Raw genomic sequence first — 25718 nt, forward strand, 5'->3', positions numbered from 1 at the left:
CTGAGTTATTGATGAGTAAAAAACTATATATCAAAACTTGGGGTTGCCAAATGAATGAGTACGACTCATCAAAAATGGCCGATCTCTTGAGTTCAACTCATGGTTTGACCTTAACGGAAAACCCTGAAGAAGCAGACATTCTATTACTTAACACGTGTTCTATTCGAGAAAAGGCACAAGAAAAAGTATTCCATCAGTTAGGCCGTTGGAAAAATCTAAAAAAACATAACCCTGATATCATTATTGGTGTAGGAGGTTGTGTCGCCTCACAAGAAGGTGAATTGATCCGAAAACGTGCACCATTTGTCGATATCATTTTTGGACCGCAAACGTTCCACCGTTTACCCGAAATGATCACTAAAGTTAGTGACAACGAAAATATCCACCTTGTCGATGTTAGCTTTCCTGAAATCGAAAAATTCGATCGTCTTCCTGAGCCTCGCAGCGAAGGACCAAGCGCATTTGTCTCAATCATGGAGGGTTGTAACAAGTATTGCACCTATTGTGTTGTACCTTACACCCGGGGTGAGGAAGTTAGTCGCCCTAGCGATGATGTAATCTATGAAATTGCTCAACTAGCAGCTCAAGGCGTTAGAGAAGTTAATTTACTAGGGCAAAATGTCAATGCTTACCGCGGTCCAACATTTGATGGTAGTATTTGTACATTTGCCGAGCTATTACGCTTAGTTGCTACCATTGATGGGATTGATCGGATCCGCTTTACAACAAGTCATCCAATTGAATTTACTGATGACATTGTAGATGTTTATCGTGATACTCCAGAATTAGTTAGTTTCTTGCATTTACCTGTGCAAAGTGGCTCTGATCGTATATTAAATTTAATGAAACGAACTCATACCGCATTAGAGTACAAATCGATTATTCGTAAATTACGCAAAGTCCGTCCCGAAATTCAGATTAGTTCCGATTTTATCGTTGGTTTTCCTGGCGAAACAACTGAAGACTTTGCCGACACCATGAAATTAATTGCTGATGTAAATTTTGATTTAAGTTATAGCTTCGTCTACTCAGCAAGGCCTGGAACCCCAGCTGCGGATATGGAAGATAATGTATCTGAAGATGAGAAAAAACAACGTCTTTACCTGCTACAACAACGAATTAACCAGCAAGCAATGGAATATAGCTTTAAAATGGTCGGTACTGTCCAACGTATTTTAGTTGAAGGGCCATCAAAGAAAGATTTAATGGAACTAACTGGACGCACTGAAAATAACCGTATTGTAAATTTTGAAGGTAGCCTTGATATGATTGGAACGTTTGTCGATGTGGAGATCACCGACGTTTATTCAAATTCACTGCGAGGAATAGTCATTCGCACTGAAAATGATATGAATTTACGTATCAATTCATCTCCAGAGCTTATTATTGCTCAAAAACAAAAAGAAGATGACTTAGGGGTGAAAATTTATACTCCCTAGGTGCTATAAGTTGCCTATTTTATTAGTCTAAAGCACCCAAAGTGATAAAATGCGATAGCTTAAGGTGCTTTTATTTTCTCATTAGAACTAAGTTAAAATTGTTGTAAAACAAGTAATAAAAAGATTTATGGGATAATATATTTAGATAGGATAAGATTAATTATCTTAATTTAAGTATTTTCTCAGCCAAAAGATCGTATTAAGGACGTTGAAGTGGATATTATTACAAGAAGCATTCTGTTAGAACCCGCAGATAATCAACGGTTAAATAGCCTTTGTGGTCCATACAATAATAATATTAAGCAGCTAGAAAAACGCTTAGGCATTGATGTAAATCATCGCGGTAACCAATTTAGCTTAACGGGCGATAAAATTTCTGTTCAAGTTGGCGATAACATACTACAGTCTCTTTACAAGCAAACACTATACAAACAACAAATTATCACAATTGAGCCAGAACAGATTCATCTGGCGATCAAAGAGAGTGGCGCGCTTGAAAAAATGGTCGAACATTTGCCTGCCCATGCTTTATTGGGAAGTGGTAAATTAGTGATGATTAAAACCAAACGAGGAATTATTAAGCCTCGTACACCAAATCAAGCAAGCTATATTGCAAATATAATGGATTATGATATTACATTTGGAATTGGTCCTGCTGGCACGGGGAAAACATATTTGGCTGTTGCCGCCGCTGTTGATGCACTCGAAAAGCAACAAGTAAGAAGAATATTACTCACCCGTCCGGCAGTTGAAGCAGGCGAAAAATTAGGTTTCTTACCTGGTGATTTAAGCCAAAAAGTCGATCCATACTTAAGACCACTTTACGATGCACTGTTTGAAATGCTAGGATTTGAGAAAGTTGAAAAACTAATTGAAAAAAGTGTTATTGAAGTTGCTCCGCTGGCTTATATGCGAGGGAGGACACTTAACGATGCCTTTATTATTCTTGATGAGAGCCAAAATACGACAATAGAGCAGATGAAAATGTTTTTAACCCGCATAGGCTTTAACTCTAAAACCGTTATTACGGGAGATATTACACAAATTGACTTACCCCGTCATCAAAAGTCAGGTCTTAAACATGCTATCGAAGTATTAAACCAAGTCGAAGATATCAGCTTCAACTTTTTTTATAGCGAGGATGTGGTTAGACATCCAGTGGTTGCAAAAATTGTCAGTGCTTACGACAAGTGGGAACAAGACGAACAACAACGTAAAGCGGAAAAACGCTTAAATGACATAAACGGATCTCAGGAGTAACACGTTATACAACAGCAAAATTGGCGAAATCGATCAAAAATTCGAGATCACAGCGCGGAAACTAATCTATTTTTACGTAGAACATTGATAGCTTTTGCTATTGTTTTCGCGATGGTAGCAGTTTTGCTCGTTACACTTGCTCACCTGCAAATATTCAGTTTTGGTTATTACAATACAAAATCGGATAACAACCGTATCGAAATTATTTCTATTCCCCCTAATAGAGGGATTATCTATGATCGTAACGGAACACAACTAGCAATAAATAATACGATTTATCAGTTAAATATCATTCCCGATAAAATTAGCAATCTTGACGAACAGTTAAACCAGCTAAAAATACTGGTTGATCTGACTGATGAAGATATTGAAAACTTCCAAAAAGAGCGACGTAACTATAAAGCCCATCGCTCAGTACCGTTAAAAGATAATCTAACCGAGGATGAAATTGCAAAGTTCGTCGTTAATCAACACCTTTTCCCTTTTATTAATATAACGGGTAACCGACATCGTTATTACCCTTATGGTAGCGCTCTAACTCATGTTTTAGGTTATGTTTCGAAAATTAACACTCAAGATAAAGTGCACTTAGAAGAAGAAGATAGACTCAGCGATTATGTCGGAACACTCAATATTGGCAAAATAGGTATCGAACGATTTTATGAAGATCTGTTACATGGCACACCTGGCTATGAAGAAGTTGAAGTCAATAACCGAGGTAAAATAGTTCGTCAGTTAAATCATAACCCCCCGCTGGCTGGTGAAGATATCTACTTAACTATTGATCTAAATTTACAGCTTTATATAGAAAAACTACTTAATGGTAGGAAAGCAGCTGTAGTTGCGATCGATCCAAATAACGGTGAGATTTTGGCATTAGTTTCAAGTCCAAGTTACGATCCAAACTTGTTTGTTGGTGGCATTTCATCGGCAAAATACAAGGCACTACTCGAAGATTCGGACAAACCATTATTTAATCGAGCCATGTTAGGAACCTATCCACCGGCATCAACTGTTAAGCCATTTATTGCAATATCAGCACTAAGTGAAGGCATTATTACACCAAAAACAATAGTCCAAGACCCAGGCTATTGGCAACTACCAGGAACAGAAAAGCGCTTTCGTGATTGGTTACGATGGGGGCATGGTAAAGTTGATGTCACAAAAGCGCTTGAGGAGTCTGTCGATACTTATTTCTATCAAGTCGCTTATGATTTAGGGATTGACCGACTCTATTTTTGGATGAGTAAATTTGGCTACGGTGAACGAACGGGTATTGATATATCTACAAATGAAGAAAGTCGCGGGATAATGCCTAATCGGGAATGGAAGAAGCTCCGTCACAAGCAATCTTGGTTACCAGGCGATACTATTCCCGTCGGAATAGGTCAAGGTTACTGGACAGTAACGCCACTACAAATGGCAAAAGCATTAACAATTATGGTTAATAATGGCAGGATTTATACGCCTCATTTATTAAAACAAAAACGAAGCAATATGCCTGACAATGATCCACTATCTTTAACGCCTGAATATATCGTTGAAGACTCTAATTTAGAAACACTTGTCGACAGTAAATACTGGCAAATTGCTAAGGATGGGATGTATCGTGTTATGTTTGGCAGCAGAGGAACCGCGAGAAAAATTTATGCTGGCTCGCCTTATAAAGCAGCAGGGAAATCAGGCACCGCACAAGTATATGGGTTAAAATCAGATGAAGTCTATAATGCAAACAATATTGCAGAACACCTACGTGACCACGCTTTATTCATTGCTTTTGCACCTTATGATAAACCAACAATTGCCCTAGCAATTGTATTAGAAAATGGTGGTAGTGGGAGCTCCAATGGAGGTGCAATGGCTAAACATATTCTAGATTACTATCTACTAGGCGATGAAACTACAAAAATCGAAGAATCAACTTTAGATATGAATCAGGGAGACTGATGATGCAGAGTAAAAAAAAGTCAATTTGGACACGATTACACGTTGACCCTCTGTTTTTGTTTTTTACGTTATTGTTACTTGTTTATAGCGTCTGTATTATTTGGAGTGCTAGCGGACAAGATATCGCGATGACCGAACGGAAAGTGATCCAAATACTGCTAGGGATTGCTACAATGCTCATTCTTGCTCAATTTCCGCCTCGGCTTTATGAAAAATGGGCTCCTTATTTTTATATTATATGTATTATCTTTTTGGTTGTTGTTGATGCCTTCGGCGATTCAAGTAAAGGAGCCCAGCGCTGGCTAAACCTTGGATTTATGCGCTTTCAACCCTCTGAACTGGCTAAAATAGCCGTTCCTCTTATGGTAGCAAAATTTATTAACCAAGAAGGGTGTCCTCCATCACTTAAAACAACCTTACAAACATTAGCAATTATTGCGGTTCCAACCTTACTCGTCGCAATGCAGCCCGATTTAGGTACCGCTATTTTAGTTGCAATGTCAGGTATTTTTATTATTTTTTTAGCGGGTATTAGTTGGAAATTTATTATAGCGGCAACCTTATCAATTGGCGCTTTCATTCCAATTATGTGGTATTTTCTAATGCATGACTATCAACGCGAACGAGTGCTAACATTATTTAATCCAGAGCGAGATCCTTTAGGTAAAGGCTATCATATTTTACAGTCAAAAACAGCTATCGGTTCGGGCGGACTATGGGGCAAAGGTTGGCTTAAGGGAACACAATCTCAATTAGAGTTTATTCCTGAGCGTCATACAGATTTTATTTTTTCAGTGATTGCAGAAGAGTTTGGCTTTGTTGGTGCGATTGTATTACTCGTCCTATTTTTGTGCCTTATTGCTAGAGGGCTCGTCATTGCTTCTCAATCACAAAGTACTTTTGGCCGTGTTCTAATTGGTGGACTAATATTAGTACTGTTTATTTATGTCTTTATTAATATCGGTATGGTTAGTGGCATCTTGCCTGTTGTTGGTGTACCATTACCGTTAATTAGCTATGGAGGCTCTTCCTTAGTTGTACTTATGGCGGGTTTTGGCATTATGATGTCAATCCACACTCATCGCAATATGTTATCTAAAAACATATAGTTTGCTTTATTTATAAATAATCAGGTTTGTTATAATGAAAAAACAGTTATCTTTAAAATTAAAATATTCACTAATTTTACTCGCGTTATCGGTAGGCGCAGCAAATGCCGATATTAATTTCCCTATACCTGATGCGCCAACGCTTGATGCTGAAGCGTATATCTTAATTGATGCCAATTCGGGCGAAATTTTAGCACAACATAATGCAGACACAAGACGAGACCCAGCAAGTTTAACTAAAATGATGACCAGCTATGTGATCGGTGAAGCTATAAAATCAAACCGAATCACTGAAAATGATATTGTCACTGTGAGTAAAGAAGCTTGGGCAACGGGTAATCCCGTTTTAAAAGGCTCATCACTGATGTTTTTAAAACCTGGCGACAAAGTATCAGTCGCAGAGCTAAATAAAGGGATCATCATTCAATCTGGTAATGATGCTTGTATTGCAATGGCTGAACATGTTGCAGGTAGCCAAGAGTCGTTTGTAAGTTTAATGAATAACTACACAGAGCAACTCGGACTAACTAATTCTCATTTTGAAACTGTACATGGCCTAGATGCACCAGGGCAATACACAACGGCAAGAGATATGGCATTTTTGGGTAGAGCACTTATTAAAAACTTACCCGAAGAATATGCTATTTATAAGCAAAAAGAGTTTACGTTTAATAATATCAAACAAAATAATCGAAATGGCTTGTTATGGGATACATCTCTAAACGTTGATGGTATAAAAACCGGTCATACTAATGCGGCAGGTTATAACTTAGTTGGCTCCGCAGTTGAAGGGAATACACGTCTAATTTCTGCCGTTTTAGGTGGTCGAACGTTTAAAGGCAGGGAAGAAGAGAGTAAAAAATTACTAACTTGGGGATTTAGATTCTTTGAAACTGCAACACCATTAAAAGCCAATATACCACTTGTTACGCAAACTATCTGGTATGGCGATAATAATACTATTCAGCTTGGTGCTTTAGATGATATCAATATTACTGTACCGCGTGGGCAAGCTGCAAATCTAAAAATAGCACATAAATTTAATGATGTTTACTTGAGCGCACCAATAGCAAAAGGTGTTGAAGTTGGTAAAATGCAGTTCGTGCTAGATGATAAAATAATAGCAGAAAGACCGCTAGTTACATTACAAAAAGTTGAGGAAACGGGCTTCTTTGGTAGTATTTGGGACTATATTAAACTTAAATTTTACCAATGGTTTTAATGGCTAGTCATAAAATAACCATATCTTGAATCAGACGGCTCTCACTCCGTCTGATTTTTACTCGCTTGATAAAATAATTATTGTCTCCATATAGCAAGTATATATATTTGAAAATTTAAAGAGAAAATTATGCAACCAACTAAGCTAAATGAACTATTGGAATTTCCTTGCTCTTTTACTTACAAAGTAATGGGCGAAGCCAAACCTGAATTAGTTGATAAAATTATAACCGTCATTCAGCATCATGCTCCAGGTGATTATACGCCATCAATTAAGCCAAGTAGCAAAGGAAATTATCATTCGGTTTCGGTTACTATCAATGCAACTCACATAGAGCAAGTTGAAAGCTTATATCGAGATCTAGGCGATATTGATATTGTTAGAATGGTATTATAAAACTATTCATAAGATAAAAAGGAAGGCCAATGTCTTCCTTTTTTCGTTAAAAATGTATTTTACCCGGTGATTATGGTATAAAATCAGTCTTGCAATGACCTTGAGAATACCTACAATATTATTTATTATATGCATCATGATGAACACCAACGGCGGCTCGTCCTGACGGATCATTTAAGTTTTTAAATGACTCATCCCATTCGATGGCTTTTGCGGTTGAACAAGCAACGGATGGCCCTCCCGGTACGCTTTGTGCAGCAGTGTCCAATGGGAAAAGCTCATCAAACATTTCACGATACATGTACGCTTCCTTAGTTGAAGGGGTGTTATAAGGGAAACGGGATTTAGCATTTTGTAATTGCGGGTCAGTGACTTTGTTATCTGCGACTTGTTTTAAGGTATCGATCCAGCTGTAACCCACACCATCAGAGAATTGTTCTTTTTGGCGCCAAACAACCGAAGCAGGAAGATAAGCTGCAAAAGCCTCGCGAACAATCTGCTTTTCCATTTTACCATTAAGTCCACACATTTTATCTTTTGGATTAATACGCATCGCAATATCTAAGAATTTTTTATCTAAGAATGGAACTCGAGCTTCAACTCCCCAAGCTGACATCGCTTTGTTTGCTCTGGCACAATCATACAGATGAAGCGCGGCAAGCTTACGTACGGTTTCTTCATGAAACTCTTTAGCATTAGGTGCTTTATGAAAATAGAGATAACCGCCAAATATCTCATCAGCTCCTTCACCTGAAAGTACCATTTTAATCCCCATCGCTTTAATTTTACGCGCCATTAAGTACATCGGTGTCGAAGCACGGATCGTTGTGACATCATAAGTTTCAATAAAGTAGATAACATCACGAATCGCATCAATTCCCTCTTGAATAGTAAAATTGATTTCATGATGAACGGTACCTAAATGATCCGCTACAGCACGAGCAGCGGCCAGATCGGGTGCGTCTTTTAAGCCAACTGCAAATGAATGTAATTGTGGCCACCATGCTGTGGACTTCTCATGATCTTCAACTCGTCGAGCTGCAAATTTCTTGGTAATTGCCGATATAACTGAAGAATCAAGACCTCCTGATAATAAAACACCATAAGGCACATCTGACATTAAATGGCTTTTAACTGATTCCTCAAGCCCCTCGCGTAGCAAATTTATATCAGTTAAATTATCTTTAACATTGTCATACTCCATCCAGCCTCGTTGGTAATAAGCTTTAATCTTATCTTCAGTGCTAGATAAATAACTTCCTGGCGGAAAGGCTTCTATCGTTTTACAAACCGGAACAAGCGCTTTCATTTCCGAGGCAAAATATAATGTACCATTCTCATCGTGACCGCTATACAATGGAATAATACCAATATGATCACGGCCAATAAAATAGCTATTATTATTGATATCATAAAGAATAAAGGCGAACATGCCTTGCAGTTCATCTAAACAATCCGTACCCTTTTCTTGATAGAGCGCCAAAATCACTTCACAGTCAGATCCTGTTTGAAATTCGTAACGATTTTTATATTGGTTGCGAATTTCTTGGTGGTTATAGATCTCACCATTCACGGCTAAAACTAATGTTTTATCTTTATTATAAAGGGGCTGTGCACCCGTATTAACATCGACAATAGACAGACGCTCATGCACAAGAATTGCTTTATCAGAAGCAAAAATACCAGACCAATCAGGACCACGATGGCGCATTAAACTTGATAGTTCTAACGCTTTGGCCCTTAGTTGTTCGGGGTTTGATTTAATATCAAGAATACCAAGGATCGAACACATGAAGTTTCTCCAATAAATATTATTTAAGCAACACTGTTATATTTCTAATATCTAGATTATGCAAAATGCATACCAAAAATATAGTACAAAAAATTTAAGATCCTTTGATGCACATTTCTGTTCGATTAACGTAAGGAATATATTCTACGGGAATGATATTGTCTATTTTAATAATATGTATGATATAAATTATAAAAAATCAGCGATAACGCTGATTTTTTAATTAATGCACCAAATTAATGCAGTTCGCACATAAAAGAGATCTGCTTGCCTTGCTATTGATCTACTCTAGTCTTTATATAGTCAAGTGCTTGCTCAATCCGAGCTAGCGCTCGTGTTTTCCCAACCGCGTGAATCGTCGCATCAACTGATGGAGATTGCCCTATTCCAGTTACTGCGACGCGAAGTGGCATGCCGACTTTTCCCATACCAACAGCAAGTTCATCGGCTACCGCTTGAATTACTTGATGAATAGTATCTATTTGCCAATCAAAATCGGCAAGAGCACTTAATTTTTGCAGCGCTAATTCTAGCGGTTCTTTAGCAACTAAACGCAAATGTTTTTTCGCTGCATCGGCATCAAACTCAGCGAAATCTTGATAACAGTAGGCACAAGATTCAGCCATTTCTTTTAATGTCTTACTACGCTCCGCATATAATTTAACAATCGTTATTAAATCTGGGCCATTGCTGAGGTCATAACCTTGTTTATTCATATGCCATGATAAATGCTGGGCAACATAGTCAGCATCTAAATGATTAATATAATGATGATTTAACCACAGTAATTTTTCAGTATTAAATGCACTTGCCGAGCGACTTACCGCATCAAGCGTAAAAAGCTCTACCATTTCAGGTCTGGAAAATATTTCCTGATCACCATGAGACCAGCCTAAGCGCACTAAATAATTTAATAAAGCGTCCGGTAAATATCCATCGTTACGATACTGCATAACACCTACGGCACCGTGACGTTTAGATAATTTTTGTCCATCATCACCTAAGATCATCGACACGTGACCATATTGCGGTAAAGGCGCTCCCAACGCTTTTAAGATATTAATCTGACGAGGTGTATTATTGATATGGTCTTCTCCCCGAATAACATGAGTAATTTCCATATCCCAATCATCAACTACAACACAAAAATTATAGGTCGGCGAGCCATCAGTACGGCGAATGATTAAATCATCTAGCTCTTTATTCGCAATCTCAATCTGACCACGAATCAAATCGTTAAATATGACAACACCATCAATCGGGTTAGCAAAACGTACAACGTGTGGCTCATTTTCAGTACGCGATTTTTGTACATTATCACATCGGCAATGACCGTCGTAACGAGCCTTTTCGCCGTTAGCTATTTGCCCTTCTCGCAGTTTTTCAAGCCGTTCTTTAGAGCAGTAACAGCGGTAAGCCGTACCTTTAACCAGCATCTGATCTATCACTTGATTATAGCGGTCAAAACGTTTTGTTTGATAATACGGACCTTCATCCCAAGACAGATCTAACCAGTTCATCCCTGCCATGATGGCATCAATAGCTTCCGGAGTAGAGCGCTCTAAATCAGTATCTTCAATACGTAAAACAAACGTTCCTTGTACATGACGGGCATATAGCCAAGAGTAAAGCGCAGTGCGAGCTCCTCCAACATGTAAATAACCGGTTGGACTTGGCGCAAAACGAGTTTTAATTTTCATAAAATGATTCCTACAGCATAATATCATACCGATTATTTTAGCATGCTAAAGATATTGAGCAATTAAAGTCTATAAACAAAATAGGGAAATGCATATCGCAATTCCCCTATTTAAAAAAGGTATAATTGAATTAATATTCAGCTTTTAATGATTGCAAATGTGGCTTAAGTTCAAACTGCTTTATGGCATAAGAACATACAGGAATGACTTTACGTCCTTCCTCCTTCATGAGTTCAATCACTAAATCAAATAAGCGATCAGCAATCCCTTGACCTCGATAATTAATGTTAACATAAGTATGATCGATCGATGCTTTATCGTTACCAATTCGAGTATAAGTGATTTCACCAATATCCTCCCCCCCATCAGGATTGGGAACATAAAAGCGGTTTTCATCTTCTAAAAATTGCATACTAGCCTCCCTGTAATTAACTAAAGTTCAGGCATTACTTAGTTAATTGTTAAAATAAACGCTTAGCTGTATTATAAAGGTCGAGATCAAACGGGCGCTTCATATTATTCAGTGCATCCATAATATCATGGTGAACCAATTTGCCATTTTGAATACCAATACTACGACCACCTTGCCCTTGAATTAACAATTCCACGGCATAAGCCCCCATTCTTGAACCTAATATACGATCGTAAGGAACAGGAGAGCCACCACGTTGAACATGGCCTAATACTGTAGCCCTTGTTTCATGATGAACGGCAGCCTCAATATCTTTCGCTAATGCATTAACATCTAGCATATGCTCAGCTACAGCAACAATTGCGTGTTTTTTCCCTTTAGCAAAACCTTGTTTAATTTCTTGAATTAAGTCTTCCTTAGTATAAGGAACCTCTGGAATAATCATGAACTCACATCCACCCGCAACGGCAGCATTAAGGGTTAAATCGCCACAACCTCGCCCCATAATTTCGATGACAGAAATACGGTGATGCGAAGAACAAGTATCTCGTAAACGGTCAATGGCTTCAACAGCGGTTTGTAATGCCGTAAAATAGCCAATCGTATAATCAGTACCTCGAATATCGTTATCAATCGTGCCAGGTAGACCGATACAAGGGAATCCTTCCTCACTTAAACGCATCGCGCCCATATAAGAACCATCTCCCCCAATAACGACTAAGGCATCAATACCATTGGCTTTCAAATTTTCAATTGCTTTTGCACGGGTCTCTTTTTCTTTAAAAGCAGGAAAACGGGCTGAGCCTAAAAATGTACCACCTCGAGTAATAATGTCAGATACACTATAACGGTGAAGTTGATCAATTCGGTTCTCATATAGGCCTAAATAACCATCTGCGATACCATATATTTCGAGACCTTCGGTCAATGCTGTCCTCACTACACCACGAATAGCAGCATTCATACCTGGCGCATCCCCGCCACTCGTTAAGACACCGATTTTTTTTATCATACAAAATAACCTCAATTATTAGATTTTTTACTATTATAGAGACTTAACTTCTTGTCCTCAATAGGCGAAAAATGCCAATCACTTAAAACCGTTCTCTCAATTTAGATTTTTCTTTTGCCACAACTGAGATAGGATCTTGATGAATAATGACTTCTGCAGGATGATATTTCTGTGAAATAAGTTTCTCAATTTTATCAGCGATTGCATGAGCTTCGAACAAAGGCATATTATCATCAAGCTCTACATGCAATTGTACAAATGTCATTGGCCCTGATCGGCGAGTTTTTAGATCATGTATTCCATGAACCTCAGAAAAAGACGAGGCAATATCTAAAATATTTGCATTATCTACCTCAGGTAGCGCCTTATCTAATAAATCTTGAACCGCACTAAAAGCAATTTTTACGGCGCTAAATAGAATATAACAGCTAATTAGCAAAGCAAAAATAGCATCAGCATAAATAACACCACACCAGCTTAAGATTAAAGCGATAACAACCGCACCATTCATTAACAGATCGGATGAATAATGTAACATGTCAGCTTTCACAGCTTGACTATCGGTAAGTTTAATAACATGTCGTTGATATAGCACAAGACCCAGTGTCAAAAAAACGGATACTGACGAAATAATAATTCCCAATAAAGGATAATCAATTTGAGCCGGCCGACTTAATAATTTCACACTATTTAATAATAAAAAAGCGACCGACCCAATAATAAAGGCACTTTGCGCTAAAGCAGCTAATGATTCGGCTTTACCATGCCCAAAACGATGATTATCATCCGCAGGCCTTAATGAATAGCGGATTAAAATAAAATTGATACCGGAGGCGAGTAAATCCATAGAAGAATCAAATAATGATGCTAATAAGCTTATCGAACCGGTCATCCACCAAGCAAATAACTTGATTGTAATTAAGATTAAGGCGAAAATAACAGCTAAATAGGTCGCTTTCTTAACTAGTTTTTCATAAGAATAGCTCATATTTTCTCGCTTAACATGATAAAAAACACAGCGTTGATATTAACATAATTCATTTATTTTATTGAGTAATATATAATTTTATTTTCTAACGCAATGCTTTGTATATATAATACCGATAGCAGAAATTAATAAAAATAAAAAATTATCTAGCAAGGGACAAGGATGAATAAAAAATTACTATTAGTTGATGATGATCTTGAAATAACGGCATTACTAAAGGAACTTTTAGAATTAGAATGCTTTACTGTTGAATTAGCCCACAATGGTGCCGATGCACTGGCAAAGTTTAATAATACCTTCGATCTAATATTGCTTGACATTATGATGCCAGATATTAACGGACTAACCGTTCTCACTCAGCTTAGAACCAAATATACCGTACCTATAATTTTACTTACAGCAAAAGATAACGAATTAGATAAAATTATTGGCCTTGAGTTAGGTGCTGATGATTATATTATTAAACCGTTTAATGATAGAGAGCTCATCGCCAGGATTAGAGCAACGTTAAGGCGAAAATACTGGGATATATCACCAACACAAGAAGATGGCAAAACGCCAACGGAATATAGCATTGATGGTTTAAAAGTAAATGTACGTCAACAGTCAGCCTATTTTGAGCATAGATATATAGATCTCACTGGTACAGAATTTCAAATTTTACTAAAGCTACTAGAAAAACCAGGTACAATAATCTCTCGTGATACATTGAGTGAATCCGTACTAGGGAAAGAATTTTTACCTTTTGCTCGCTCGATTGATGTTCATGTCTCTAATTTGCGCAAAAAATTACCTTTACGTAATGCTAAATTACCTTGGATTAAAACACTTCGCTCAAAAGGGTATCTATTTGTTATAGATAATGAGTCAACGTGACTACCCGTTATCAGGTAGAGACTGAACAATGTGGATCTTTGATAAATTAACCTTAAGAATATTTGCAATATTCATTATCACTTTAGCTTTTTTTCTGGCAGTTATTCTAACAATACCTGATTTTGATGCCAGAAATTTAACCTACTTATCAGAAAAGGAAAAATGTTCTGGTGTAGAGTTAGCCAAATCAATTGAGCACGATCTGGCCAAAGTTCCTAAAAGTAGCTTTCGCTGGTGGATGCGCTTTATGGTTGTGATGGATAATTTACAGCCTCAAGGTCAGTTTCTTTATATTGTCACACCAAGTGATCAAATAATTACATCAGATACCAATAATATAGATCTTATTCGTAACTTTAGCGAATTAACAAATAAAGCAGATAATCCAGCGAAAAAAATCTATGGCAGTTATGATGTTATCGGACCGTTTCCGATTAAATACAGTAATGAAGCTTATTACTTGTATATCATGAGAATTTGTAGCGATCCACAATCGCCATTTTTAAACCTTATCTTTGATTATCCCTTTTTATTATTAACTGTCACGATGTTAGCCAGCTCACCATTTTTATTATGGCTAGCATGGAGCCTAGCAAAACCAGCAAGACGCTTAAAAAAAGCGGCTGAACAAGTCGCCAGAGGGAATTTTACTCAATGGCCTGAGCTTGAAAAATTTGGCTCATCTGAGTTTAAAGCAACAGGAGCCAGTTTTAATCATATGTTACGAGAGCTTAAACGCATGCAAGAGATACAACAGCGTTTATTATCAGATATCTCTCATGAGCTAAGAACACCGCTAACTCGCTTACAGCTTGCCGTCGCTTTATCAAAAAGAAAATATGGCGAAACCAAAGAAACTGAGCGCATCGAACTTGAAGGGCAAAAACTCGACATTATGATTGGCGAATTACTTTTATTAGCCAGGCAGCAACAAGCGAACAATGAAAGCCAAATTCCGTGTCAAATTAATAAACTATGTAAACATTTACTTGATAATGCAACGTTTGAAGCAGAACAATTACATAAATCATTTAAACTAATATCTAAACTCCCGGAGCAATCGATTCTATGTTATCCACAAGCATTTTGTAGCGCGCTAGAAAATGTAATTCGTAATGCTTTCCGTTACTGTTGCTATCTTGTCGAAGTTAATTTTCAAATCATAAATAATCAACTAATTATCAGCATTGACGATGATGGGCTTGGGGTGGCTGAAGATGAGTTGAATCAGATTTTTAGACCCTTTTATCGGACGAGTGAAGCGAGAGATCGCGAATCAGGTGGAACGGGTTTAGGACTAGCGATTGTCGCAAATGCGATTAAACAACATAGCGGTAAAGTGTATGCTGAAAAAAGCCACCTTGGCGGACTAAGAATTGTGATAAAATTACCACTTTATAATAAGCAATAAGAGAAATTAGCGTGTTAAACGTTGTACTTTTTGAACCAGAAATTCCAGCAAATACTGGCAATATTATTCGATTATGTGCTAATGCAGGATTTAAATTACACATTATTGAACCAATGGGATTTTTTTGGGATGACAAAAAACTTAGACGAGCAGGTCTTGATTATCACGAATTTGTTAAAACTAAACGCTATCATAATTTTAGCGAATTTTTAGCCAATAATCAGCTGATATTAGCCCAAACGGACCGCCTATACGCAATGACAACTAAAGGTTCAAAGCCGCATAGTGAGGTTAACTATCAAGTAAACGACTACTTACTATTTGGCCCAGAAACCAGAGGACTACCTGCTGAAATACTTGATCCCCTACCGCCAAAACAACGCATTCGCATTCCAATGCTCACCAATAGTCGTAGTATGAATTTATCTAATTCAGTCGCCGTCGCAATTTATGAGTCTTGGCGGCAACTCAATTATCAAGGCGCGAATCTTTAAAAATAAAAAACCGCACGGCTACGGTTTTTTAAACTCAAATTCAGACTTACTTGACGCGCGATACGTATTCACCAGAGCGAGTGTCAACTTTTAGGACTTCACCAATTTGAATAAATAATGGTACACGAACAACTGCTCCGGTTGAGAGTGTTGCGGGTTTGCCACCGGTACCAGCGGTATCACCTTTTAAACCAGGATCGGTTTCAACGACTTCTAACTCAACAAAATTGGGTGGGGTCACTGCGATTGGTTGACCATTCCATAATGTTAAAATACATTCAGCTTGTTCTACTAGCCATTTAGCATTATCACCAACAGCTTTACTATCCGCAGATAACTGCTCGAAGCTAGAGTTATTCATAAAATGCCAAAATTCACCATCGGTATATAAATAAGTTAAATTCATATCCATTACATCGGCAGCATCGACACTTTCACCTGATTTAAAGGTTTTGTCCATTGTCTTACCAGATAGTAATTTTTTAATTTTCACTCGGTTAATCGCTTGGCCTTTGCCTGGTTTATAAAATTCATTTTCAACGATTACGCAAGGCTCTCCATCTTGCATTATTTTAAGACCGGCTTTAAACTCACTAGTACTATAAGATGCCATACAAGCTCCAAAAAATTCTGAATATAAAAAAATGATCCGTATTATACAACAAAATTACTCGCAGCCAAATAAAGAAGAATGGATTTATGATCTTGCTCAAGTGGTAACGAACTTAAATGATTTATTTAGTTACTTGTCTCTTGATCTCCCAGCCACTTCACCGCTGACATTAGCAGCAAAAAAACAATTTCCACTACGCGTACCTAAAAGCTTTATCGACAGAATGGAAAAAGGTAATTTAGCTGACCCTCTTTTGCGTCAGATCTTGTGTGATGAAAAAGAGATGGATATCGTTGATGGCTACAACGTAGATCCATTAGGTGAACAAAATAATCCCCTTCCTGGCTTGCTACATAAATACCATAATCGGGTTTTATTAATCACTAAAACTAACTGCGCAATTAATTGCCGTTACTGCTTTCGGCGCCATTTCCCCTATTCAGATAACCAAGGCAATAAAACAAATTTAAACCAAGCGTTAGATTATATTAGGGATCACCCTGAGCTGAATGAAGTTATTTTATCAGGAGGCGATCCTTTAATGGCAAAGGATCACGAATTAGCATGGCTAATCAATAAGCTGGAAAGTATTCCTCACATTGAGCGATTACGTATTCACAGTCGTTTAGTTGTTATGATCCCCAATAGAGTGACCGACCGATTGTGTGAACTGTTTGAGCAAAGTCGCTTAAATATCATTTTGGTGACTCACATTAACCATCAAAATGAAATTGATCAATCAGTGATCAAGGCGATGCACAAGCTTAAGAGTAAGAATGTTACATTATTCAACCAAAGTGTGCTATTAAAAGGAATTAACGATAATGCCGATACCCTTGCGAATTTGAGTAACAAATTATTTACCGCGGGCATATTACCGTATTATTTACACGTTTTAGATAAGGTACAAGGCGCCGCACATTTTTTTGTTGATGATAAAACGGCTCAATCAATAATGAGAAAGCTTGCAACACAAGTTTCGGGATACTTGGTACCAAAGCTAGCACGCGAAATCAGTGGTGAGAAAAATAAACGATTGCTACCCTATTAAGTGGCATTTATTCATTAATTTTTCAACATCCCACCACAATCCGCCTCTATCAATGACTTTCGATATTAAATTATATCCTGTCATCTTCAAATAAATACACGCGGATACAATTAAATGTAAATCACCCCTTAATCGACGGTTAAATTACGGGTATTCAAATCATACGGTGTTAACTGATAAACATAGTAGTTAAGCCAATTGCTAAATAATAAATAAGCATGACTGCGCCATGTGGCATGAGTAGGCTGTAAAGGATTATCATCAGGAAAATAATTTTGTGGAATATCGGGAGCCAATCCTCCATTTAAGTCACGAAAATACTCATTAGCAAGTGTAAATGAGTCATACTCTGGGTGACCGGTCACAAAAGCCATTCGTTTATCTTTAGTTGCCATTAAATAAGCTCCGGCAATTTTTGACTCAGCTAAAATAACAAGATCCGTTTTGGCTCGAATAATCTCGCTTGGAAAGTCGGCATAACGCGAATGAGGCGCTAAAAAAGAGTCATCAAATCCGCGCGTCAAAATTGCCTTAGGGTCAGTAATGCAGTGCTGATAAACACCAGATAATTTTTGATTACGCGTCAGTTTTGGTAAATCATACAAAATCTTTAACGCAGCTTGCACTGCCCAACAGACAAATAATGTCGATGTAACATGCTCTTTTGCCCATTGGATAATTTCAACTAACTGCGACCAATATACCACATCATCAAATTGAATTTTACCTAGAGGGGCGCCAGTAATGATTAGCCCATCAAAATTTTGTGCTTTGATATTTTCAAAATCACAATAGAAACTATCTAGGTGCTCTATTGGCGTATTTTTTGATTCTCGTTGATCGATACGTAATAACTGAATGTCGACTTGAAGTGCGGAGTTAGATAATAATCTTAGAAACTGATTTTCAGTTTCTATTTTTTTCGGCATTAGGTTTAAAAACAACACTTTTAGAGGTCGAATTTCCTGACTATTAGCTCGGCTAGAGGACATTATGAATACATTTTCATTACGTAATACATCAACAGCAGGCAATGTGTCAGGAATACAAATAGGCATAATAAACTCCTAAGATAATCACTTTATCCACTTATACGTTTAGACGTCTAGAAATCTAAATATACTTTTTTTTAAATAATTTGTCGAGCGATTAATTATGTACTAGCAGGGTTACACGGCAAAAAGAAACATAACAAACTGAGCTTGAATAACTAGTAATTTTTATCTTATTTAAATTCAAATAGTAAGTACAAAAATAAAAAAGACAGCTTCTGATTATAATTTCTAACAAGAAAAAGAGATGGTATTAAAAACAAATTAAAAACAGAAAAGTATTAAGCGTCCCACAATCAATATAACTATTTCTCAGTTCCCTAACGGTATCTATTAGAATGCACGTAGCATTATGTCAATAATGTTACAACTATTTGTTTTATAGAAAAGTTTTTTAATTATAAGAGGTTTTTATGCCTAAACAAAAAAGTTATATTCGTTTTCATGTAGCAATACTAATGCTATTCGCCACGGTAATTAATTATCTAGATAGAACCGTAATGTCAGCCGCAGCACCGATGATTGAAAAGGATTTACATATTTCGCCCGAAGCGATGGGATGGATTATGTCCGCATTTTTTCTAAGTTACGCCTGCTGTCAAATCCCAGCAGGTTTTCTTGCCGATAAATTTGGTCAACGTAAAACATTAGCAGGCTCTGTTACTTGGTGGTCACTTGCTACTGCAGCGACCGCACTCGCAACATCTCCTGCTGGTTTTATCTTCGCGCGTATTTTTATGGGGGTTGGCGAAGCAGCAGCTTATCCATGCAATGGTGGAGTTACGGCAAAATGGTTTCCTGATCGTGAAAGAGGGCGAGTTACTGCATTATTCGATAGTGGTTCGCGCTTTGGGACTGCATTTGCGATGCCATTAGTAGTATGTATTATTTCTCAATGGGGATGGCATGCCGCATTCTTTATCTGTGGTGGATTAGGACTACTTTGGGTGTTGTGGTGGTTGATTGTTTATCATGACCCGGAAAAACATCCTAATATTAGCGCTGCTGAACTTAAATATATTCGTGATGGGCAAGTTAAAAAAGAGGGAATTGATAATATTCAACCGATGAAATGGTATGAATTACTCAAATACCGTAATGTTATCGCAATGTGTATTGGTTTTTTTATGCTTAATTATGCCGTCTATTTCTTTATTACTTGGTTCCCAACCTACTTAATGAAAGAACGAGGGCTTAGTTTGACGGAAATGGGCTTTGTTGCCATGCTTCCACCGTTATGTGGTGTGATCGGGCAATGGATTGGCGGCTGGTTACTCGATTTTGTATATATTAAAACCAATAATCTTAATATTGCTCGAAAAATTAACCTTGTCGGAGGAATGCTTGTAGCGACACTCATTACATTTGCTGGATTGGTTGATTCATTGTCAGTGATGATGGTGTTACTATGTGCCTCTTACGTAGGGTTAGCTTTTGCAGGCTCGGCTATTTGGTGTTTACCTGGTGATATCGCACCAAGGAATATGACATCAGTGCTTGGCGGTATTCAAAATTCTGTTGCAAACTGTGGTGGAATATTAGGGCCAATTGTAACGGGCTATATTGTCGGGGCAACACATTCCTTTATGTATGCGTTGATGGTATCAGGCTCGGCATGTTTGATCGGCGCATTAGTTTACCTATTTATGTTAAAAGATATTAAACCAATTACACCAAATTGAAATAATAAAAAACGTGTAATTTAGCCCGATGAGCCGTGTGATTAAAGCACGGTTCATTTTTTATAATATCAACTATTATGTTCTAATAGGTAACACATAAGACATCTCGCTAAATTTTATATCGGAAATTAATTTATGAGTCGTAGCCAAACATTACGCCACAATACCATTAATCAATTTATTGATTGTATAAATAACCATATTATTGCATTTCCACTCCCTTCAATCTCTATTCTAGCGGATATGTTTAATGTCAGCAGGACGACTATTCGAGCTATCTTAAACTATTTGTTAGAAATTGGTGTATTAGCAAATCAAGACAATCAGTACCAATTAATTCGCAAACCAACTGAAAAAGATAAAATTAACGTTATTTTTGAAAAGCGAGTGGTACAAGATGAAAAATTTGAACAGTACTTTTATAGCTTAATTAATAGCCATAAACTATTACCTGGTGATCAATTTAGTGAAATCGAATTAGCTAAAAAAGCAAATGTTAGTCCAATTGTGGTTAGGGAGTTTTTATTACGTTTCTTACATTACGGTTTAATCAATAATTACCAAAAAGGAAAGTGGCAACTAATCGTTTTCGATCAAGATTATGCTGAAAAACTCTATGAATTTCGTAGTATTTTGGAGATATTTGCGCTACGTTCATTTATGGCACAACCAGACCATCATATCAATTGGACCAAAGCTAAAGAATTACTCCAAAGCCATAAAAGCCTACAACAAAATATCAATAATGATTATACTTTATTTTCAAGCCTTGATCGTGAATTTCATCAACTGATCCTTTCTTCTCGCGATAATCCATTTTTTGTACAATCTTTTGACTTAATTTCGGTTATTTTTCATTTTCATTATCAGTGGGATAATAGTGACCTGAAAGAGCGTAATAGTGTCGCAGTGAGTGAACACATTGCCGTACTTGCCGCAATTTTGCAAAAAAATGAAACTAAAGCCATTGCGGCATTATGTAAGCACCTGAATACAGCCAAAACATCGATGCATGAATCAATTAGTCGAGCGTTAATGATAAAAAACAGATAAAAAACAGAAAAGTTAAATATCCAACACGAAATAAACAAGTAATTCAAAATCGCTAAATTGACTCAGATATAGTGCTCTTTACATGCTTAACTTACAAAAAAAAGAGAAAACGTATCATGAATAAACTACTTAATCGTCAAAATTTTCCTGGTCCGGCTTATCCTGAGAAAGTACTACAATTCGGTGAGGGTAATTTCTTAAGAGCCTTTATTGATTGGATTATTGATAACCTTAATGAAAAAACCGACTTCAATAGCGGAATCACCATTATTCGTCCTATTGATACTCATCAACCAACATTAAATGGGCAAGATGGTTTATATACCACGGTAATTCGCGGCATTAATGAACAAGGTGTCGCGGTTGCTGAGCCTAAAATCATTTATTCTGTTAATCGTGAGATTTCTGTCTATCAAGAATTTAACGAGTATTTAAAGTGTGCAGAAAACCCAGATCTCGAGTTTATCTTTTCAAATACCACTGAAGCTGGCATTACCTTTAGTGATCAAGATAAACTATCTGCTACCCCACCCGCCACATTCCCAGCAAAATTAACAGTCTTGCTTTACCACCGTTTTAAACACTTTAATGGCCAAAAAGAAAAAGGCTTGATTATTATTCCTTGTGAATTAATCGATTATAACGGCGAAAAATTAAAAGAGTATGTCATTAAATATGCCGAATTATGGCGTTTAGATGCAGATTTTGTAAGTTGGTTAAATGATGCCAATACATTCTGTTCAACACTTGTTGACCGTATTGTTACCGGCTACCCAAAAGATGAAGCGGCTAAACTTGAACAAGAACTTGGCTATCAAGATAAATTCCTCGATACAGCAGAATATTTTTACTTGTTTGTTATTCAAGGACCAAATTGGATTAAAGATAAACTTAAACTCAATGAAGTAAATATGAATATCTTGGTCGCTGATGATATTAAGCCTTATAAAGAACGTAAAGTGGGTATCTTAAATGGCGCGCATACCGCGATGGTGCCCGTTGCCTATCTTGCCGGAATTCGCACTGTAGGCGAAGCGATGGCAAACGCTAAAGTTGAAAACTTTATCAAAAATTTATTAAATAAAGAAGTGATCCCAACATTATCATTAGATAAAGATGAGCTAAATCAATTTGCTAGCGACGTATTAAATCGCTTCAAAAATCCGTTTATTAAACACGAATTAATCGCAATCTCATTGAATTCATTAACTAAGTTTAAAACACGTTTGCTGCCTCAATTAGTGACATATAGTCAAAAATTTAATCAACCACCCAAATACATTGCTTTCGCATTATCAGCTTTAATTGCTTTTTACCATGGTGAATATCAAGGTAATAAAATTCCTTTAACGGATGATAAACATCTATTAGATCGTTTTGAAGCATGGCAATACTTGTATAAACGTGATGTTAAACAACTCGTCTCAAATGTATTAGGAATGGCAGATCACTGGGAACAAGATCTGAATGCCATTCCAGAACTTACCGATCTCGTTACTAAAAATCTTCAAGCGATTTTAGCTAATGATATCGAAAGCGTTATTCCACAGGATTAATTATTTAGGAGCAAAAAATTATGTCTAATATGAAGTATGTTGTGATCCCTGAACCAGGAAAAGTTGAAATCAAAGAGATGGAAAAACCGCTGTTACAAAAAGGCGAAGCGATTTTAAAAGTGCTATACGGTGGTATTTGTGGTTCAGATATGGGGACTTATAAAGGGACCTTCCTTTATGCTAGCTATCCACGAATTCCGGGTCATGAATTTTCTGCAGAAGTAGTCGAAGTCGGCGAAAATGAGCTCGGCATCAAAAAAGGTATGGTGGTCACCGCCAATCCTTATTTCAATTGTGGCAAGTGTTATTCATGCCGTCGCGGCTTTGTTAACTGCTGTACCAGCAACCAAACACTTGGTGCGCAACGCGATGGTATTTTTCGCCAATATTACAGCATGCCCGTTGAGCGTATTTATGATGGTAAAGGGTTAGATGCATTAACGCTTTCTATGATAGAGCCATTTTGCATCAGCTACCATTCCGTGCAACGTACAAGCGTCAAAGCAGGTGATAAAGTGTTAGTCGTCGGGGCTGGCCCTATTGGCTTATTTGCCGTAATGGCAGCTAAGCTAAAAGGTGCAGAAGTTTATGTGAGCGATATGATGCACAACCGCTTAGATAAAGCATTAGAAATTGGTGCGTCGGGTGTAATTCGAACAGATAAAGAAGACTTCGCTCAGCGCGTAAAAGACATTACCAATGGTGATGGTTTTGATGTCTGTATTGAATGTGTTGGTTTACCACAAACCTTCCAAAACTGTATTGATGCAGCAGCATTTAGAGGCCGTATTGGATTAGTGGGGGTGGGCAAGCAAAAGCTTGATTTTGCCTTTACTCAAATTCAAACCAAAGAGCTCGATATTTTTGGCTCCCGTAATGCGCTCAAAGCAGATTTCATTGAGCTAATTGATTTAGTAAAAACCGGTAAATGTGATGTTAAAAGTATCATTACCGATGTTTATCAATTAAATGATGCTGAAAAAGCATTTAAAGAGATGGCAACCGATCCCGCGAGTCGATTAAAATCAGTTATTAAAATTGGTTAATCAATGCATAGAGGCAACAGCTTACACCGTTGCCTTTAATGATAAAAATTGGGGCAATAACGCATGAAAAATATCATCAAAATAAACGAAAACGATAATGTCATTATCGCACTCGAAAATATTAACAAAGGTGATACTTTAGTAATTGGTAATATCAACATCAATGTTACCGAGGATATTCCTTCTGGGCACAAGATTGCGATTAAACCAATCGAGCAAAATCAAGATATCATTAAATATGGTTTTCCTATCGGTCATGCCACCGCAGCAATACAGATAGGTCAGCATGTACATATCCATAACGTAAAAACTAATTTAGGCGAACTGAGCGAGTATCAATATCAGCCGACGTCGATTAGAGTGGATAGCCAGTTTTTAGACCGCGGTATTCAGATATATCGTAGAGAAAATGGCGATGTTGGCATTCGCAATGAACTATGGATCGTACCTACTGTCGGCTGCGTGAACGGTATCGCCCAGCAAATAAGTAAAAAATTTATCAGCCAATTAGCAAAACAAGGCGATGATTTTGACAACATTTATGTGCTGACTCATCCTTATGGTTGCTCCCAATTAGGCCAAGACCATCAAAATACCCGCACCATTTTACAAGATATGGTGAAACATCCTAATGCAGGTGGCGTTCTAGTTATCGGGCTTGGCTGCGAAAATAATCAGCTTAATGCATTTCGTGACACACTCGGTGATTATAATCATGACCGCGTTAGTTTTATGACGTTACAAGATGAAACTGATGAGATTAATACAGGCTTAATTCATCTTAATCAGCTCTATCAACAAATGAAAAACGACCTACGCGTACCTGGTAAACTTAGTGAACTAAAATTTGGTTTAGAGTGTGGTGGCTCGGATGGGCTCTCTGGCATTACGGCTAACCCACTATTAGGGCAATTTTCCGATTATGTCATTAGCCATGGTGGCACTAGCGTATTAACCGAAGTGCCCGAAATGTTCGGTGCAGAGACGATTTTAATGTCTCATTGTATTGATAAGTCGACCTTCGATAAAACCGTTACGATGGTTAATGAATTTAAGCGTTATTTTATGGAACATAATCAACCTATTTATGAAAACCCATCGCCAGGTAATAAAGCGGGCGGAATTACAACTCTGGAGGATAAATCGCTTGGCTGCACACAAAAAGCGGGAAATAGCCAAGTTGTTGATGTGCTGGCATACGGTCAGCGTTTAACCAAACCAGGGCTCAATTTACTGTCAGCTCCAGGCAATGATGCCGTTGCGACGAGTGCCTTAATTGCCGCTGGTTGCCATATGGTTTTATTCTCAACGGGACGAGGTACACCTTATGGTGGCTTTGTACCTACGGTAAAACTCGCAACCAATACGACACTCGCCCAGAAAAAGCCAACTTGGATCGATTTTAATGCTGGGCAATTAGTAAATGGTGTTTGTATGCACGAGCTATTAAAGCAATTTATCGATCTTATTGTCGATATTGCCAATGGCAAACCGAGTTGTAATGAAAGAAATGAGTTTAAAGAACTAGCTATTTTTAAGAATGGTGTAACCGAATAACATTACTTTGATTATAGCGATTAAACGGGGACGCAGTAGTCCCCTATTTT

The 25718-nt window shown here is 37.4% G+C and carries 22 protein-coding genes; 15 read left to right on the forward strand and 7 right to left on the reverse strand.

The features are described from left to right. The first annotated feature begins 11 nt into the window (after positions 1 to 11). The 6 genes from miaB to ybeD all read left to right on the forward strand — a co-directional run bounded on the left by miaB (position 12) and on the right by ybeD (position 7373). The gene (gene miaB / locus RHO12_08045) at positions 12 to 1439 is read left to right on the forward strand and encodes a tRNA (N6-isopentenyl adenosine(37)-C2)-methylthiotransferase MiaB (GenBank protein ID WVD65333.1); all 1428 of its coding nucleotides are present in this window, start codon (positions 12 to 14) and stop codon (positions 1437 to 1439) included. Between the two features lie 213 nt (positions 1440 to 1652). Further along, entirely contained in the window at positions 1653 to 2699 is a 1047-nt protein-coding gene (locus tag RHO12_08050; protein WVD65334.1) for a PhoH family protein, read from the forward strand. Between the two features lie 111 nt (positions 2700 to 2810). Next, positions 2811 to 4646 (forward strand): penicillin-binding protein 2, encoded by a 1836-nt coding sequence (gene mrdA, locus RHO12_08055; protein WVD65335.1) that lies wholly within the window; start codon positions 2811 to 2813, stop codon positions 4644 to 4646. Continuing rightward, on the forward strand, positions 4646 to 5755 hold the full coding sequence (gene mrdB / locus RHO12_08060; GenBank protein WVD65336.1) for a peptidoglycan glycosyltransferase MrdB: 1110 nt from the start codon (positions 4646 to 4648) through the stop codon (positions 5753 to 5755). Before mrdA ends, mrdB begins: the two co-directional genes overlap by 1 nt. Before the next feature lie 34 nt (positions 5756 to 5789). After that, entirely contained in the window at positions 5790 to 6977 is a 1188-nt protein-coding gene (locus RHO12_08065; protein ID WVD65337.1) for a serine hydrolase, read from the forward strand. 129 nt (positions 6978 to 7106) lie between these two features. Beyond that, positions 7107 to 7373 carry a DUF493 family protein YbeD gene (gene ybeD / locus RHO12_08070; GenBank protein ID WVD65338.1) on the forward strand — a complete coding sequence of 89 codons (267 nt, stop codon included), beginning with the start codon at positions 7107 to 7109 and terminating at the stop codon, positions 7371 to 7373. Between the two features lie 118 nt (positions 7374 to 7491). Here ybeD and asnB read toward each other — a convergent pair whose 3' ends face one another. The 5 genes from asnB to RHO12_08095 form a co-directional block, all read right to left on the reverse strand. Beyond that, positions 7492 to 9165, reverse strand: coding sequence for an asparagine synthase B (gene asnB, locus RHO12_08075; protein WVD65339.1), 1674 nt, complete (start codon positions 9163 to 9165; stop codon positions 7492 to 7494). Between the two features lie 275 nt (positions 9166 to 9440). Further along, positions 9441 to 10865 carry a glutamate--tRNA ligase gene (gene gltX, locus RHO12_08080; protein WVD65340.1) on the reverse strand — a complete coding sequence of 475 codons (1425 nt, stop codon included), beginning with the start codon at positions 10863 to 10865 and terminating at the stop codon, positions 9441 to 9443. Positions 10866 to 10995: 130 nt separating this feature from the next. After that, positions 10996 to 11277 carry a GNAT family N-acetyltransferase gene (locus tag RHO12_08085; protein ID WVD65341.1) on the reverse strand — a complete coding sequence of 94 codons (282 nt, stop codon included), beginning with the start codon at positions 11275 to 11277 and terminating at the stop codon, positions 10996 to 10998. Between the two features lie 49 nt (positions 11278 to 11326). Further along, positions 11327 to 12289 carry a 6-phosphofructokinase gene (gene pfkA / locus RHO12_08090; GenBank protein WVD65342.1) on the reverse strand — a complete coding sequence of 321 codons (963 nt, stop codon included), beginning with the start codon at positions 12287 to 12289 and terminating at the stop codon, positions 11327 to 11329. Positions 12290 to 12371: 82 nt separating this feature from the next. Continuing rightward, positions 12372 to 13277 (reverse strand): cation diffusion facilitator family transporter, encoded by a 906-nt coding sequence (locus tag RHO12_08095; protein WVD65343.1) that lies wholly within the window; start codon positions 13275 to 13277, stop codon positions 12372 to 12374. Positions 13278 to 13439: 162 nt separating this feature from the next. On the opposite strand from RHO12_08095, the gene RHO12_08100 reads away from it, so the two are divergent. From RHO12_08100 to trmL, 3 genes are read left to right on the forward strand one after another with little or no spacing between them, the layout of a single operon-like run. Further along, positions 13440 to 14153 carry a response regulator gene (locus tag RHO12_08100; protein WVD65344.1) on the forward strand — a complete coding sequence of 238 codons (714 nt, stop codon included), beginning with the start codon at positions 13440 to 13442 and terminating at the stop codon, positions 14151 to 14153. 34 nt (positions 14154 to 14187) lie between these two features. Continuing rightward, positions 14188 to 15564, forward strand: a complete 1377-nt coding sequence (cpxA, locus tag RHO12_08105) for an envelope stress sensor histidine kinase CpxA (GenBank protein ID WVD67388.1) — start codon at positions 14188 to 14190, stop codon at positions 15562 to 15564. Positions 15565 to 15575: 11 nt separating this feature from the next. Continuing rightward, positions 15576 to 16058, forward strand: a complete 483-nt coding sequence (trmL, locus tag RHO12_08110; protein WVD65345.1) for a tRNA (uridine(34)/cytosine(34)/5-carboxymethylaminomethyluridine(34)-2'-O)-methyltransferase TrmL — start codon at positions 15576 to 15578, stop codon at positions 16056 to 16058. 46 nt (positions 16059 to 16104) lie between these two features. Here trmL and efp read toward each other — a convergent pair whose 3' ends face one another. After that, the gene (gene efp / locus RHO12_08115; protein WVD65346.1) at positions 16105 to 16671 is read right to left on the reverse strand and encodes an elongation factor P; all 567 of its coding nucleotides are present in this window, start codon (positions 16669 to 16671) and stop codon (positions 16105 to 16107) included. A 31-nt stretch (positions 16672 to 16702) separates the two neighbouring features. On the opposite strand from efp, the gene epmB reads away from it, so the two are divergent. After that, positions 16703 to 17722: an EF-P beta-lysylation protein EpmB gene (gene epmB, locus RHO12_08120; protein ID WVD65347.1), complete on the forward strand. Its 1020-nt coding sequence runs from the start codon at positions 16703 to 16705 to the stop codon at positions 17720 to 17722. Positions 17723 to 17850: 128 nt separating this feature from the next. Here the strand turns inward: epmB and metA are convergent, their stop codons facing one another. Beyond that, entirely contained in the window at positions 17851 to 18780 is a 930-nt protein-coding gene (gene metA / locus RHO12_08125; GenBank protein WVD65348.1) for a homoserine O-succinyltransferase, read from the reverse strand. 407 nt (positions 18781 to 19187) lie between these two features. Here metA and RHO12_08130 point away from each other — a divergent pair, with 407 nt between their 5' ends. The 5 genes from RHO12_08130 to RHO12_08150 all read left to right on the forward strand — a co-directional run bounded on the left by RHO12_08130 (position 19188) and on the right by RHO12_08150 (position 25668). Continuing rightward, the gene (locus RHO12_08130; protein ID WVD65349.1) at positions 19188 to 20456 is read left to right on the forward strand and encodes an MFS transporter; all 1269 of its coding nucleotides are present in this window, start codon (positions 19188 to 19190) and stop codon (positions 20454 to 20456) included. 135 nt (positions 20457 to 20591) lie between these two features. Further along, a complete protein-coding gene (locus RHO12_08135) occupies positions 20592 to 21509 on the forward strand; it encodes a GntR family transcriptional regulator (protein ID WVD65350.1) in 918 nt (305 codons plus the stop codon). A 116-nt stretch (positions 21510 to 21625) separates the two neighbouring features. After that, positions 21626 to 23065, forward strand: a complete 1440-nt coding sequence (locus tag RHO12_08140) for a tagaturonate reductase (GenBank protein ID WVD65351.1) — start codon at positions 21626 to 21628, stop codon at positions 23063 to 23065. Positions 23066 to 23085: 20 nt separating this feature from the next. Continuing rightward, on the forward strand, positions 23086 to 24111 hold the full coding sequence (locus tag RHO12_08145; GenBank protein WVD65352.1) for a zinc-binding alcohol dehydrogenase family protein: 1026 nt from the start codon (positions 23086 to 23088) through the stop codon (positions 24109 to 24111). Between the two features lie 63 nt (positions 24112 to 24174). Further along, positions 24175 to 25668 (forward strand): altronate dehydratase family protein, encoded by a 1494-nt coding sequence (locus tag RHO12_08150; protein WVD65353.1) that lies wholly within the window; start codon positions 24175 to 24177, stop codon positions 25666 to 25668. Positions 25669 to 25718: the final 50 nt, after the last annotated feature.

This window comes from Orbaceae bacterium lpD02 (genome assembly GCA_036251875.1).
Classification (GTDB): Bacteria; Pseudomonadota; Gammaproteobacteria; order Enterobacterales; family Orbaceae; genus Orbus; species Orbus sturtevantii.